This window comes from uncultured Maribacter sp. (assembly GCF_963975365.1).
Taxonomy (GTDB): Bacteria; Bacteroidota; Bacteroidia; order Flavobacteriales; family Flavobacteriaceae; genus Maribacter.
This window is the reverse complement of the sequence record NZ_CAXBGF010000007.1, coordinates 163,946-178,495: the sequence shown is the minus strand read 5'-3', so window position 1 is coordinate 178,495 and position 14,550 is coordinate 163,946. Positions and strand designations below refer to the sequence as shown.

11 protein-coding genes are annotated in these 14,550 nt (G+C 34.0%); 6 read left to right on the top strand and 5 right to left on the bottom strand.

The window, feature by feature from the left end; genetic code table 11:
* Window positions 1-20: 20 nt before the first annotated feature.
* Window positions 21-2,801, bottom strand: coding sequence for a pitrilysin family protein (locus tag AACZ49_RS10450; RefSeq protein ID WP_339654323.1), 2,781 nt, complete (start codon window positions 2,799-2,801; stop codon window positions 21-23).
* Window positions 2,802-2,928: 127 nt separating this feature from the next.
* Between AACZ49_RS10450 and AACZ49_RS10445 the strand changes: the two genes are divergently transcribed.
* Window positions 2,929-5,217 carry an aminotransferase class III-fold pyridoxal phosphate-dependent enzyme gene (locus AACZ49_RS10445; protein ID WP_339654320.1) on the top strand — a complete coding sequence of 763 codons (2,289 nt, stop codon included), beginning with the start codon at window positions 2,929-2,931 and terminating at the stop codon, window positions 5,215-5,217.
* Between the two features lie 5 nt (window positions 5,218-5,222).
* Window positions 5,223-5,600, top strand: coding sequence for a DoxX family protein (locus tag AACZ49_RS10440; protein ID WP_339654317.1), 378 nt, complete (start codon window positions 5,223-5,225; stop codon window positions 5,598-5,600).
* Between the two features lie 4 nt (window positions 5,601-5,604).
* Here the strand turns inward: AACZ49_RS10440 and holA are convergent, their stop codons facing one another.
* Window positions 5,605-6,606, bottom strand: coding sequence for a DNA polymerase III subunit delta (holA, locus tag AACZ49_RS10435; RefSeq protein ID WP_339654314.1), 1,002 nt, complete (start codon window positions 6,604-6,606; stop codon window positions 5,605-5,607).
* A gap of 26 nt (window positions 6,607-6,632) precedes the next feature.
* Here holA and AACZ49_RS10430 point away from each other — a divergent pair, with 26 nt between their 5' ends.
* The 3 genes from AACZ49_RS10430 to AACZ49_RS10420 all read left to right on the top strand — a co-directional run bounded on the left by AACZ49_RS10430 (window position 6,633) and on the right by AACZ49_RS10420 (window position 9,047).
* Window positions 6,633-7,079: a type I restriction enzyme HsdR N-terminal domain-containing protein gene (locus AACZ49_RS10430; protein ID WP_339654311.1), complete on the top strand. Its 447-nt coding sequence runs from the start codon at window positions 6,633-6,635 to the stop codon at window positions 7,077-7,079.
* Between the two features lie 12 nt (window positions 7,080-7,091).
* Window positions 7,092-8,093 (top strand): glycosyltransferase family 2 protein, encoded by a 1,002-nt coding sequence (locus AACZ49_RS10425; RefSeq protein ID WP_339654308.1) that lies wholly within the window; start codon window positions 7,092-7,094, stop codon window positions 8,091-8,093.
* Between the two features lie 99 nt (window positions 8,094-8,192).
* A complete protein-coding gene (locus AACZ49_RS10420) occupies window positions 8,193-9,047 on the top strand; it encodes an OmpA family protein (RefSeq protein ID WP_339629849.1) in 855 nt (284 codons plus the stop codon).
* 78 nt (window positions 9,048-9,125) lie between these two features.
* Here the strand turns inward: AACZ49_RS10420 and AACZ49_RS10415 are convergent, their stop codons facing one another.
* From AACZ49_RS10415 to AACZ49_RS10405, 3 genes are read right to left on the bottom strand one after another with little or no spacing between them, the layout of a single operon-like run.
* Window positions 9,126-9,746, bottom strand: a complete 621-nt coding sequence (locus AACZ49_RS10415; protein ID WP_339654306.1) for an L-threonylcarbamoyladenylate synthase — start codon at window positions 9,744-9,746, stop codon at window positions 9,126-9,128.
* Window positions 9,747-9,756: 10 nt separating this feature from the next.
* On the bottom strand, window positions 9,757-10,653 hold the full coding sequence (locus AACZ49_RS10410; RefSeq protein ID WP_339654305.1) for a glycoside hydrolase family 16 protein: 897 nt from the start codon (window positions 10,651-10,653) through the stop codon (window positions 9,757-9,759).
* A gap of 51 nt (window positions 10,654-10,704) precedes the next feature.
* A complete protein-coding gene (locus AACZ49_RS10405) occupies window positions 10,705-13,032 on the bottom strand; it encodes a UvrD-helicase domain-containing protein (RefSeq protein ID WP_339654303.1) in 2,328 nt (775 codons plus the stop codon).
* Between the two features lie 207 nt (window positions 13,033-13,239).
* Between AACZ49_RS10405 and AACZ49_RS10400 the strand changes: the two genes are divergently transcribed.
* Window positions 13,240-14,550, top strand: coding sequence for an amidohydrolase (locus AACZ49_RS10400; protein WP_339654301.1), 1,311 nt, complete (start codon window positions 13,240-13,242; stop codon window positions 14,548-14,550).

The window sequence follows — 14,550 nt, the reverse complement described above, 5'->3', positions numbered from 1 at the left end:
TTTTAACAACAATTCTACTTTCAATTTTTGATTTCAGATTTAGCATCCTTAATAATTGGCTTTTTAGGATTACCATCAGCATCTATTTCTATAATAGCATCGAAGCCTAAACCATCTAATTTTTCAGCAATCTTAGCCCTATCCCCTACTACAAACCAATTAACAGCTTCTGGCTTAACAACTTTTTTACTTACTTCTTGCACTTCTTTTAAAGTAAGATTTCTAACATTGGCATCATAGCTTTGATAATAATTATCAGGCAAATCATATTTTACAATATTTACAATAGATTGGTTAACCGCACTATTAGTTTCCCATTGCCCAGGTAAACTTAAAATTTGATTTGTTTTTACTTTTTCTAATTCTTCTTGGGTAACTGGTCTCGTAGAAATAAACTCTGAAATTTCCTTTCTTAATTCTGTAACAGATTCAGAAGATTTATCTGTTTGCACAGGAGCATACATTATAAAAGGTCTCTCGGCCTTAGCCTCCATTACAAATCCGCTAGCACCATATGCCCAATGCTTATCTTCTCTTAGATTCATGTTTATTCTAGAGGTAAAATCGCCTCCTAAAACACTCACCATTTGTTCTAGGGCAATTTGAGAAACATCTCCATATTTTTCAGTAAGATGACCTGCTAATATAACCGACTGCTCAGATTCTGGCCGATCCATTAAGTAAAGGGTATTTTTTGAATTAACTTTTGGAGTAGAAAATGTAATGGTTGGTACCTCTGCCTTCTTCCATTTACCGAAAGCTTTTTCAAGCTTGGACTTCAACTCGTTCATTTCTAAATCACCACTCACTATTAGCGTTGCGTTATTTGGTCTTATCCACGTTGAATAAAATTTTTCTACATCTGCTTTCGTTAGTTTAGAAACAGTTTCAGCATAACCAGAACCGGAATAAGGGTTACTGTAAGGGTGTCCTTCGCCATAAAGGTATCTGTTCATTACTCTTAATGCCATAGAAACAGGTTCAGACTTTTCTTGCTGTATAGAATTCAACTGATCATTTTTTAATCTATCAAATTCTTTCTCAGGAAAAGCAGGATTTAATACTACATCTGCAAATAAATCTATACTGGCATCTAAACTAGGTTTTAGTGTATTTAAATATACATTAGAATTATCTTGACTAGAATAACTATATAAACTGGCCCCAAGTAATTGAAGCTTCTCATTAATTTGAAGTGAATTCAAATCTTTGGTACCCTCATCTAGCAAATCCATCGACAGTTGGGCCGTTCCTGGGCTAGACAGAAAATCTGTTTTATAGCCTGCATCGAACATTAAGTTCATTACTACTGTTGGTACGCCTGTTCTTTTTGCTAAAACTATATTTAATCCATTAGACAATTTATCTCTTTGTAATTCAGGAAAATTTGAGCTTTTTGCTTCTCCTACTGCAGGTAATTTGCTTCTATCAATTCTACTTTCAGTAACCGTATATTCAGGAAAGGGTTTACAAAGCAAAATATGCTTACCATTGGTGAGCCATTTTTTTGCAGTAGTCTGCACATCTAAAACAGTGGCATTTTCAACGTAATTTAAAACAGTCTTGTAATATGCGGCGTCATCAAAATATGTTTGATTAGAGGCTAAAATATCTGAAACTCCGCCAAAACCTCCTATACGTTCAAGACCTTTTATAAATCCTGAAAAATAAGCAGCTTTAACTCTTTTTAGCTCATTTTCCGTAGGTCCGTTCTTTATTAATCTAGCCAATTCTTCCTCCATTATTTGCTGAACTTTATCAACATCGCCACCAGGTTTAACATTTGCCCAGGTTATAAATTCACTAGCGATTTCATTAGATGCCTGAAAAGAAACAACAGAACTGGCCAGTTGATCATCATAAACTAGCCTTTTATACAACCTAGAATTTTTTCCACTGGTAAGAATAGAAGAAATTAAATCGAAGTGTATATCCTCTTTATTTCCAAATTCTGGGCTATTCCAGCTAAACAAAATACGTGCCTCAGGTACCCTATCTTCATAAACTTGATAGGTATCAGATGTCTTCGTTGGTATATTTATTTCTTGTCTCGCAACTGTCGGTCCTGAAGGTATATCACCAAAATAATCAAGAACTTTTTTATGAACCTCTTCTGGATTAATGTCACCAGCTACCGCAATAACGGCATTCGCAGTGCCATAATAAGACCTAAACCATTCCTTAACATCTTCAAGAGAAGCCGCGTTCAAATCTTCCATTTCCCCAATTACCGTCCATGAATAAGGATGCCCTTTTGGGTACATTTCTTTTGTTAATAAATCCCATTGTTTGCCATATGGCTGATTCTCACCTTGTCTTTTTTCATTTTGCACAACACCACGCTGTTCATCTAACTTTTCTTGATCAATTGCCCCTAATAAATGACCCATTCTGTCAGATTCTAGAAAAAGAACTTGGTCTAATGCAGAAACTGGCACATTCTGAAAATAATTGGTCCGATCTGTATTTGTAGTACCATTTAAATCGGTGCCTCCTATTCTTTCAAGGGCTTGAAAATAATCATCATTAAAATTTTCACTACCATTAAACATTAAATGTTCAAATAAATGGGCAAAACCACTTTTACCCGGTTTTTCATTTTTTGAACCTACATGATACCAAACATTAACAGCCACAATTGGGGCTTTGTGGTCTTCATGTACCAACAAGGTTAATCCATTTGGTAGTATGAAGCGCTCGTACTTTAAATCTATCTGATCTGATTTAAATTCAAAGTCCTGCGCATTTTGTTTGATTACAACAAAAACAGAAAGTAAAATAAAAAGAATTGTTTTTCTCATGATGAATATTATTTTTGATTCTAGTAAATATAATATTTTAATACATCAAGCAACAAGCAGTATCTTTCATTATTATACTAATATTCAGCTATTGACGAAGATATTATAGAAAAACCACCATTTACTTATGGATAAAAAATTACAGTTAGTTTCTATATTAAAAATACACTACAATATCAATGATCCTCTAATCACTAAATTAGAGGGCTATGATAGTACCAATTTTAAAATAGAAACCAAAGGCGAAATATATGTTCTAAAAGTATATGATAATTCTACCGAAATTTTAGAATTGATTACTGCTGAAAATAAGATTTTAATAGCGCTCAAAAATGAAGATGTCCATTGTTCAGAAATCATAGCGAACAACTCTGGTGATCATGAAATCATAACTGGCGATTACATTTTTCGTTTACTGACTTTTGTATCGGGCACCTTTCTAGCAGAATCGATACATACCACAACATTAATGGAATCCTTTGGTAAAACCTTAGCCGATATAGACCAAAGTTTATTTAACCTTAGCATTACTTCAATAAAAGCTAAGCAAACACAATGGGACCTTCAACACTTTCAAAAAAATTGGAAATATCTTTCAGACATTCCCGATGCTAGTGACCGAAGTTTGGTAGACTATTTTTGTTTACAATTCAATGAACATGTTCTACCTCTACGCTATGAATTTCGACAAAGCATTATTCATAACGATGCAAACGATTGGAATGTTTTAGCACAAAATGATGCCATAGCGGGTATTATAGATTTCGGAGACATGTGCTATTCCTGGCTCATAAATGAATTGGCCGTAGCACTCACCTATGTATTGATGGACAAAGAGAATCCATTAGAAATTGCCTGCCAAATTATTACAGCTTATACTACTAAATTACCATTACAAGAAAAAGAAGTAGATGCCCTTTACTATTTAATTGCTGCTAGATTATGTACCAGTGTTTTAAACTCGGCGCATTCTAAAAAGATAAAACCTGAATCTTCTTATATTACCATCAGCGAAAAATCTGCGTGGACACTACTACGAAAATGGGTAACTATTAACCCTATAAAAGCTAAAAATTCATTTAGAGGTGCTAGTGGCTTCTCAAAATTACCAAGCAAAAATTTAGAGGAACAACTCGGTAGACGCAATAAAAATATTAGCCAAGCACAATCTTTAAGCTATAAAGAGCCAATTCAAATGTCGGGTGCTGCCTTTCAATATATGTATGACAGTGAAGGCAACACCTTTTTAGATGCCTACAATAATATTATTCAAGTAGGCCATTGTCATCCTAAAGTGGTAAGAGCCGGTCAACGAACTATCGCTAAATTAAATACCAATACCCGTTATATCTATGAGGAACTTTTAACCTATACCGATAAGTTACTATCTAAATTCCCTTCCCATTTAAATAAAGTTTTTTTAGTTAATTCTGGTAGTGCAGCTTCAGATTTAGCTTTACGTATAGCTAAAACACATACAAAAAAAAATATGGTTATGGTGCTACAACATGGCTATCATGGTAATACCCAGAACGCTATTGATATTAGCCATTATAAATACAATCATAATGGTGGTACGGGTAAAAAAGATAATATTATTGAAACAGAAATGCCCAAGATTTTCGGTACAAGTATAGAATCTAAACAAGAAATTACTGAACATTATATTGCCTCGACAAATAAAAAAATTCAAAGTAATAATGGAAATATTGCTGCATTTATAGCAGAACCCATAATAGGTTGCGGTGGTCAAGTACCTTTACCAAAAACGTATTTAAAAAGTATATATCCTGAAATTCGCAAACAAGGCGGACTATGTATTAGTGATGAGGTGCAGGTTGGTTTTGGCCGATTGGGAGAATATTTTTGGGGTTATGAAATGTATGATGTTGTACCGGATATTGTCATACTCGGTAAACCGATAGGAAATGGTCATCCGTTAGCTGCCGTAGTCACTACCGAGGAAATTTCGCGCAGTTTTAACAACGGTATGGAATTTTTCAGTTCATTTGGGGGTAATCCTGTTTCATGCGCTATTGGCAATGCTGTATTGGAAGTAATAGAAGAAGAAGAATTACCTAAAAAAGCCCAACTCGTTGGCGATTATTTAAAGAAAGAATTAAAAACTTTACAAACTCAACATAAAGAGTTGGCCGATATACGTGGGGAAGGACTTTTTCTTGGGGTTGAAATTTTAGATTTAAATGGAAAACCTGGAACCAATCTAGCTTCGATTATAAAAAATGAACTTCGTTCTAAATTTATTTTAATTAGTACCGACGGCCCTTATGACAATGTACTTAAAATTAAGCCACCACTGTATTTTAGTAAAGAAAATACGAATAAATTAGTATATGAAATTGATGAAATTTTAAAAAAGACAAAAAAAATCAATACATTTAAAGTAAATAAATAAAACACATGAAAAGCCCCCTTTTAAAGGATATTGGTCTAGCCTTTTTTAGAATAGCCATTTCTGCAATGATGTTAACGCATGGCCTACCAAAATTTCAAAAATTAATTTCTGGAAATTTCGAATTTGGAGACCCTATTGGCATAGGTGCTGCGCCTTCTTTATTTTTAGCTGTTATAGGTGAGTTTATTTGCCCAATATTAATCATTATAGGTTTTAAAACCCGTTTATCAGCTGTACCGACTGCAATTACTATGGGCGTGGCTGTATTTATTGCTCATGCTGCAGATGATTTTGGCACAAAAGAAAAAGCGTTACTTTATTTAGTCTCTTTTATAACCATAATATTGGTCGGACCAGGAAAATTTGGTGTAGATAGAAAGTAAATTTTTATATAATTTTATATAAAAGTTCTTTCAGTAAATCTGAATCACTCATTGTTACGGCACCGACCCCTTTACCTTTTAAATCCATTTCTCGTAAGCTAGAGATAATCGTGCTTACTTTTTTCATTGGATAATTTCTGGCAGCTGCCTGTATTTCACTCACAAAATATGGATTAATACGTAATGCACTAGCAACATTTTTTGGTGAATGATCACTTAGACCATGATATTGTAATAACTGAGTAAAGAAAGAATTTAATAAGGTTATCGTTAATATGAACGGATTGTCTTTTGGGTTTTGAGCAAAATAAGTGATGATTTTGGTGGCCTTCAACATATCTCGTTCGCCAATAGCTCTTTTCAACTCAAAATTATTATAATCCTTACTTATACCTATATGTTCTTCAATATGCTCAGGAGTGATTTCTGTTTGTTGTGGTATGGCTAACCTTAACTTTTCAATTTCTTTGCTAATTTTACTTAAATCAGTACCCAAATACTCAACCAACAAAAGGGCGGCCTTATGAGATATAGTATAACCCCTGCTCAATAAATGCTTTCTAAGCCAATCGCTAACTTGATTCTCATAAAGCTTTTTACTTTCGAAAATAACCCCGTTCTTTTTAATAATTTTGAATAGCTTTTTACGCTTATCTAGTTTTTTATATTTATAACAAATAACAAGAACTGTGCTTTGTTGCGGGTTTTTTGCATAAGCACAAAGTTGCTCAATTGTTCTTGAAAGGTGCTGGGCCTCTTTAACTATAACAACCTGTCTTTCTGCCATCATAGGATACCTTTTCGCATTACCTACAATATCATCAATAGATACATCCCTTCCATAAAGAACCATTTGGTTAAAACCTTTCTCCTCCTCGGTTAAAACTTTATCCCCTATATAATCCGATATTTTATCAATAAAATAAGCCTCTTCCCCAAAAAGAAAATAGATAGGTCTAATTTGACCTTTCTTAATTTCATTGACTATTTGCACCGCTTCATCCATTCAGAAAAATTCATCAACTTTGTATAATGCAGCGACTCAATTTTCCATGCTACACTTTCAGAGTCAAAAATAGGGAAAATAGAACCTTAATATTTGACGAAATACGTAAAAAATTTGTGGTACTTACTCCAGAAGAATGGGTGAGACAACATGTAGTTCAATTCCTTATACAGGAAAAGAACTATCCGTTAAGTCATATTAATGTTGAAAAACAAATTACATTGAACGGCTTAAAAAAAAGGTATGATGTGGTCGTCTTTAAACCTGATGGTCGATTACACATTCTGGTAGAGTGCAAAGCACCAGAAGTTAACATCTCCCAATCTACCTTCGACCAAATAGCGCAATATAACTTCAAACTCAATGCTAATTACCTCATGGTGAGTAATGGAGTGACACATTTTTATTGCCAAACGGACTTGATGGCGGAAAAATATGAATTTATGCAAGAGATTCCTGAATTTAGCCGTTAATTTGCGATCGTTTTGAAGATAGCAATAGTCATATTAAACTGGAATGGTGAAGTCCTTTTACAAAGGTACCTGCCCTCAATTATCGAACATTCTAAAAATGCTGACATTTATGTCGCAGATAATGCTTCTACTGATGATTCGATTTCCTTTGTAACCAAAAATCACCCTACGGTTAAAATTATAAAGAATAAGGAAAACGGCGGTTTTGCTAAAGGATATAATGATGCATTAATACATGTTGATGCAGATATATATTGCCTTATAAATTCAGATGTAGAGGTTACTCCAAATTGGTTAACTCCAATAATTGATGCTTTTTCCAATATTCCAGACGTTGCAATTATTCAACCTAAAATTTTAGATTTACTAAAGAAAGACTATTTCGAATATGCAGGTGCTGGTGGTGGTTTCATTGACCAATTAGGTTATCCGTTTTGTAGAGGTCGAATTTTTCAGACCTTAGAACGTGACAATGGACAATATGATGACATCAAGGAAATATTCTGGGCAACAGGAGCCTGCATGTTTGTCAAAAAAAATGTATTCGAAGAATTAAATGGTTTCGATGCCGATTACTTTGCACATCAAGAAGAAGTTGATTTTTGTTGGCGCGCTAAAAACCATGGCTACAAAATTATGTATGTAGGTGCATCAAAAGTATATCACTTAGGTGGTTCTACTTTGAGCAATATGAATCCTAAGAAAACGTACTTAAACTTTAGAAACTCCTTATTTTCAATAACAAAAAATCTTCCAAGAAGAAAAGCCTTCGTAATTATTTTCTTACGCTTACTTTTAGATGGTATAGCAGCCTTACGGTTTTTATGGCAATTGAGGTTTAATCACTTTTTTGCTATTTTTAGGGCACATATAAGCTTTTATAGACAATTTAAAAAAATGTACAAAAAGCGAGAAAAAACCAAATTTCTAAAAAAATATTATCTTACGAAGTCCATAGTATGGTCTTACTTCGTACATAGGATACGAAATTTTAACATTTTAGTAAAAGATTAACTTACGTAGTATATAAGTGACTTTGTAATTATATAATTTTGGAGTCGCTTAGATGCGATATTAAAGTTAATAACTAAATTAGTATAATAGATTTAAATTATGAAGAAAATATTATTAGGATGTCTTGGAGTAACGCTTTTATTGTCTTCGTGTGTATCATCGAAGAAATATGCGGATCTTGAAGCAAAGCACAAAGGAACACAAGATTTATTAAATTCGGCAACTGTTAAATTAAACGATTGTTTAGAAGAGAAAGCCACCGCCTCCTCAAGATTACAGACCTTAGAAGATCAAAATGCTTTCTTAAAAGCTAACAATCAAGAGCTTATTAACAATATGGGTAACTTGACAACTTTGACTACCAAAGGTGCTGAGAACTTAGAGAAATCTCTAGAAAGTCTTCAAGAAAAAGATTTAACCATTCGTAAATTAAATGATGCTATTACACGTAGAGATTCTGTAAACCTTTCTTTGGTACAGAGCTTAAAAGGTGTTTTAGGAAACATGGATGATGAAGATATTGAAATAAGCGTTGAAAAAGGTGTTGTTTTTGTTTCTATATCAGACAAATTATTATTTAGCAGCGGTAGCTACAATATTACTAGTAGAGCAAAAGAAGTTCTTGGTAAGGTTGCTAAAGTTGTAAACAATAAACCTGATTTCGAATTTATGGTTGAAGGTCATACCGATAATGTACCTTACAGAGGTAACGGTTCATTGTTAGACAACTGGGATCTAAGTGTTAAACGTGCAACTGCTGTAGTTCGTATTCTACAAAATGATTTCAATGTTGATCCTAAGCGTATGACAGCTGCTGGTAGATCTGAATATATTCCAGTTTCTACAACTGAAAAATCAAAAAACAGAAGAACTCGTATTGTAGTTCTTCCTAAAATTGATCAGTTCTATAGTATGATTGAAGAAGGAATGAAAGATCCTGCTATCAATAAATAATAATACTGATTACATTATAAAATTAAAGCGGCCTACTTAGGCCGCTTTTTTTATAGGTTTATTTTTCAGGAAATGAAACTATATAATATTTAAGCTACCTTTTCCTTCACGAATAACTTCAGCATGCCCAGATGAAACATCTATTATAGTAGAACCTATATTACCACCATAACCACCATCGATTACAACATCAACGAGATTTTCCCATTTCTCAAAAATAAGTTCTGGATCGGTGGTATATTCTAAAACATCATCATCATCTCGAATTGATGTCGATACAATGGGGTTACCTAAACCTTCCACTAGGGCTTTCACAATATTATTATCTGGCACACGTATACCCACTGTCTTTTTTTTCTTGAACTCCTTAGGCAAATTATTATTACCCGGCAAAATAAACGTATAAGGCCCTGGTAATGCTCTCTTTAAAATTTTAAAAGTTGCAGTATCAATTTGTCGAACATAATCCGAAAGGTTACTTAAATCGGTACAAATAAATGACCAGTTGGCTTTTGCGAGTTTTATTCCTTTAATACGTGCAATTTTCTCTAATGCCTTAGTATTGGTAATATCACAACCTAAGCCATAAACGGTATCGGTAGGATAAATAACCAAGCCACCTTTACGCAACACGTCCACTACCCTTTTTATCTCCTTTGGACTCGGATTTTCTTCGTATATTTTTATAAATTCTGCCAACTTATATGATTCAATTTACTTGATATACTCTAATATAATCAACTTCCATAGTTGCAGGAAAAATTGACATATCAACTCCTTCCAGTCCACCCCAATTTCCACCTACAGCAATATTCATTAAAAAATAAAAATTATTTGAAAACGGCCAATTTTCTACAGTACTACTTGTAGGTCTTCTAAACATAAATTGAACATTCTCTATATCATCAATATAAAATTTGATATACTTTGAAGACCACAGAATTCCGAAATTATGAAATTCCTCTTCAATAGATTCCAAATCAACTGCGCCAGAAGTTATTTCTGTCCCATTCGTATGATTATTGGCGGTACTATGAATCGTAAAATGAGTTTTATTTGGTTTAAAACTCACATATTCCATCATGTCTATTTCGCCGCATGCAGGCCAACCTACATTTTGAATATTACTACCCAACATCCATAATGCTGGCCATGTACCATTTCCCTTATGTTCTGGTAATTTTGCTCTAATTTCCATTCTACCGAACTTGAAAGACTGTTTACTATTCAAACGAGCAGATGTAAATGCTCCTTCAATCGTATTATCTGTATTTCTTTTAGCTGTAATTTTCAAAGTACCATTACTTACCTCTGTATTACCTTCAGCTTGATAATTTTGAAGTTCATTGTTTCCCCATCCATTTCCACCAGTCTCTAAAATCCATTTTTCAGAAGATAATGAGTCACCATCAAATTCATCACTCCAAACTATCTCTGCATTATCCCAATAATCAAGATTATCTGGATCTTTTATATCATTTACTGTTTCTACCGGCTTGGGACCTGTCGATTGTATCACTTCTACTTCTTGTTCGTTCACATTAGAACTCGAACATGCAAAGACAAAAATGATTAGCGAAATTGAAATCAAACTACACTTTTTCATACTTTTTTCATCAATTTAAGCCAAAATTTTAAAAACCTCAAAATAATAACGCTACCCTACCACTTCTAATTTAGCAAATCGAAGTAATAATTTTTTAATATCCCCTTTATCGAACATTATTTCAGCTTTTCTATCATTTCCAGACCCTTCTAATTGAACAACTTTACCTCTACCAAATCGAGAATGGTTAACTAAAGAGCCTACTGCTAAATTTGGATCAATAGCGTTTGTATTGCCAACTGGTTCTGCTAATTGTGGTTTAAGTTTGCGTAATTTTTTCAACTGATTAGAATTTGGTTGGCCAACAATAGGTGGTGTTCCCCTAACCGGCTTATCTTGCCGTAGCCTACTTTTATCTACCTCACCAAAAATATCGGCATTTATAAGCGATTTATAGCGATAACCCCCATCAACGGGAGTTAAATTCTCAACATATTGTTCATCAATTTCCTCTAAAAACCGACTTGGTTCAGCATCTATCAATTTACCCCATCGATATCTATTTTGAGTATATGTTAGGTATGCCTGTTTCTCGGCACGTGTGAGCGCTACGTAGAAAAGTCTACGTTCTTCTTCCAGTTCGCTTCGTGTACTCATACTCATTCCAGATGGAAATAAATCTTCCTCCATTCCCACAATATATACATATGGAAATTCAAGTCCTTTAGCCAAGTGTATCGTCATAAGAGCAACTCTGTCATCATCACCGGTATCATTATCTAAATCGGTTGCAAGAGCCACATCTTCTAAAAATTCATTAATACTACCAGTTGCCCCATCTATCTCTTTCTGTCCTTCAACAAAATCTTTAATACCATTCAAAAGTTCCTCAATGTTCTCCATTTTACCGATACCTTCTGGAGTACCATCTTTTTTGAATTCTAAAAGAATACCAGTTTTTTTGGCAACATGTTCAGACAATGTAAAAGCATCCGTAGTTTCGTTCATGACCTGAAAACTCTTGATCATGGTCACAAAATCTTGAAGCTTTCGCTTAGTACCTGAGTTTATCTTTAAATCAATTTTATCAATATTCTCCATAACTTCAAATATGGAGCGGTTATAATGATTCGCAGCAACAACTAGCTTATCAATAGTAGTTCCACCAATTCCCCTTGCCGGAAAATTAATGACCCTTTTTAAAGCTTCTTCATCTTTCGGATTAATAACCATGCGTAAATACGATAGTACATCCTTTATCTCCTTACGTTGATAAAATGATAATCCACCATAAATTCTATATGGAATATCACGTTTACGTAAGGCATCTTCAATAGATCTAGATTGGGAATTTGTTCTATACAAAACAGCAAATTGACCATTGTTCATTTGCTCTTGCATTCTATGCTCCCATATAGAATTCGCAACAAAACGTCCTTCTTCGGCATCTGTGGGGCTTCTATGAATTTTAATAGCAGATCCATTATCATTTGCGGTCCAAACAACCTTTTCTATTTGGTTCTTGTTTTTACCAATAATAGAGTTGGCTGCATTTACAATATTTCTGGTTGATCGATAGTTCTGCTCTAATCGATACATACCTACGTTATCGTAATCTTTTTGAAAGTTCAAAATGTTGCTAATATTCGCTCCTCTAAAAGAGTATATACTTTGTGCATCATCACCTACTACACAAATATTCTGAAAACGATCAGCTAATGCCTTAACTATGAGATATTGTGAGTGGTTGGTATCTTGGTACTCATCTACTAAAATATACCTAAAACGGTCTTGATATTTCATCAAAACATCTGGGTAACGTGTTAGCAATTCATTGGTACGCAACAATAAATCATCAAAATCCATCGCACCAGCTTTAAAACAGCGATCGACATAATTTTCATATATATCTCCTGTTCTTGGTTTTTTAGCCATCGCATCTTGCTCTACCAAATCAGGATCATTGCGATATGCCTTAACTGTAATTAAACTATTCTTAAATGAAGAAATTCTATTTTGTATTTGTTTGTATTTATAGATATCCTTATCTAATCCCATTTCTTTTATTATCGATGACAATAAACGTTGAGAATCTTGAGTATCATAAATGGTAAAATTAGCTGGGTACCCAAGTTTATTACCATCTATACGTAATAGTTTAGCAAAAACGGAATGAAAAGTTCCCATCCAAAGATTTTTTGCATCGGTAGAACCAACAATATTAGCAATACGCACTTTCATTTCACGTGCCGCTTTATTGGTAAAGGTTAATGCCAAAATATTAAAAGAATCTACCCCTTGTGCCATAAGGTGGGCAATTCTATAAGTTAACACACGTGTTTTCCCAGAACCCGCTCCTGCAATTACCATAAGCGGCCCATCTTTATGCAAAACAGGAGCTTTTTGGGCATCGTTCAATTCATCTATAAATGAGCTCAAATTTTCTTTCTTTTAAAGGCGTGAATTTAGCCATTATATAGGGATAGTAAAAGTGATGTCATTTAGATTTATAAACAATGGATGGTATTTCTTTTCATTTTGAATATATTTAACCTTTATTGCCTCATATTGAGAATGCAAGTTAATGCTGAATATATTTCACCAGAAATAGTAACATAAAGAATATTATAAACATAAATACTGATTATGAGAAAACTAGGTTTTTTGACCTTCGTACTTTTCGGATTTTCCGTTCAAGCGCAAGTAGTAAATCTTGAAAAGGACTATACTGCTATAGAAGGTAAGGTTATTGAATGGCGTAGAGAAATTCACCAAAATCCAGAATTGGGTAATAGAGAATTTAAAACTGCTGAAAAAATTGCTAAGCATTTAAAATCTTTAGGAATTGAGATTGAAACCGGTGTTGCGTATACAGGTGTGGTTGGTATTTTAAAAGGTGACTTACCAGGTAAAGTAGTTGCATTAAGGGCAGATATTGATGCCTTACCGGTAACTGAAAGAAATGATTTACCATATAAATCCAACGTAACTTCTGAATTTATGGGTGAAAAAGTTGGCGTTATGCATGCGTGTGGTCATGATACCCATACTGCAATCTTAATGGGTGTAGCTGAAGTAATGTCTAAAAACAAGGATAAAATAAAAGGCACCGTGAAATTCATCTTTCAACCAGCAGAAGAAGGTCCACCACCAGGAGAAGAAGGTGGCGCATTATTAATGGTTAAAGAAGGAGTAATGAATAGCCCGAAGGTGGATGCTATTTTCGGTCTTCACATAAATTCACAAACACCTGTTGGAGTAATTAAATATAAGTCTGGTGGCACAATGGCTGCGGCCCAAAGTTTTACAATTAATGTAAAGGGAAAACAATCTCATGGTTCTCAACCATGGTCTGGTGTCGATCCAATTTTAATCAGTGCTAAAATAATTGACGGTCTACAAACAATTATAAGTAGAGAAACCGACCTTACCAATGAGGCAGCCGTAATTACCGTTGGAAAAATTAAGAGTGGTGTACGTTTCAATATCATACCAGAATCGGCAGAAATGATCGGTACTATTAGAACGTTAGATTATGACATGAAGGATAAGCTTAATAAACGTATGGTAGAAATGGTGAGTGCAATTGCAAAAGCATACGGTGGTGAAGCTACCTGCGAAATAAAAGACGCTACAGATATTACCTATAACAATCCTGAATTGGTAGAACAAATGTTACCTACCATAAAAAGAGTAGCTGGTGACGCCAATGTTCAATTTCAAAAAGCAATAACAGGCGCAGAAGATTTTTCATATTTTCAAAGAGAAGCTCCCGGGTTTTTCTTTTTCTTAGGAGGAATGACCCCTGGCAGTACAGAATCATACCCACATCATACGCCAGATTTTTTAATAGATGATAGTGGTCTTCTTTTAGGTGTACGTACCCTAACAGAAATGAGTCTAGATTATTTAAATAGTGATCAAACACCACTTTTAAACATTAAACCAAAAGGATAA

Bases quoted from the DNA above. Each gene is read 5' to 3' on its own strand.
- AACZ49_RS10420 (WP_339629849.1), top strand. From the start codon at position 8,193: ATGAAGAAAATATTATTAGGATGTCTTGGAGTAACGCTTTTATTGTCT.
- AACZ49_RS10400 (WP_339654301.1), top strand. From the start codon at position 13,240: ATGAGAAAACTAGGTTTTTTGACCTTCGTACTTTTCGGATTTTCCGTT.
- AACZ49_RS10410 (WP_339654305.1), bottom strand. From the start codon at position 10,653: ATGAAAAAGTGTAGTTTGATTTCAATTTCGCTAATCATTTTTGTCTTT.
- AACZ49_RS10445 (WP_339654320.1), top strand. From the start codon at position 2,929: ATGGATAAAAAATTACAGTTAGTTTCTATATTAAAAATACACTACAAT.
- AACZ49_RS10450 (WP_339654323.1), bottom strand. From the start codon at position 2,801: ATGAGAAAAACAATTCTTTTTATTTTACTTTCTGTTTTTGTTGTAATC.
- AACZ49_RS10430 (WP_339654311.1), top strand. From the start codon at position 6,633: ATGCAGCGACTCAATTTTCCATGCTACACTTTCAGAGTCAAAAATAGG.
- AACZ49_RS10440 (WP_339654317.1), top strand. From the start codon at position 5,223: ATGAAAAGCCCCCTTTTAAAGGATATTGGTCTAGCCTTTTTTAGAATA.
- holA (WP_339654314.1), bottom strand. From the start codon at position 6,606: ATGGATGAAGCGGTGCAAATAGTCAATGAAATTAAGAAAGGTCAAATT.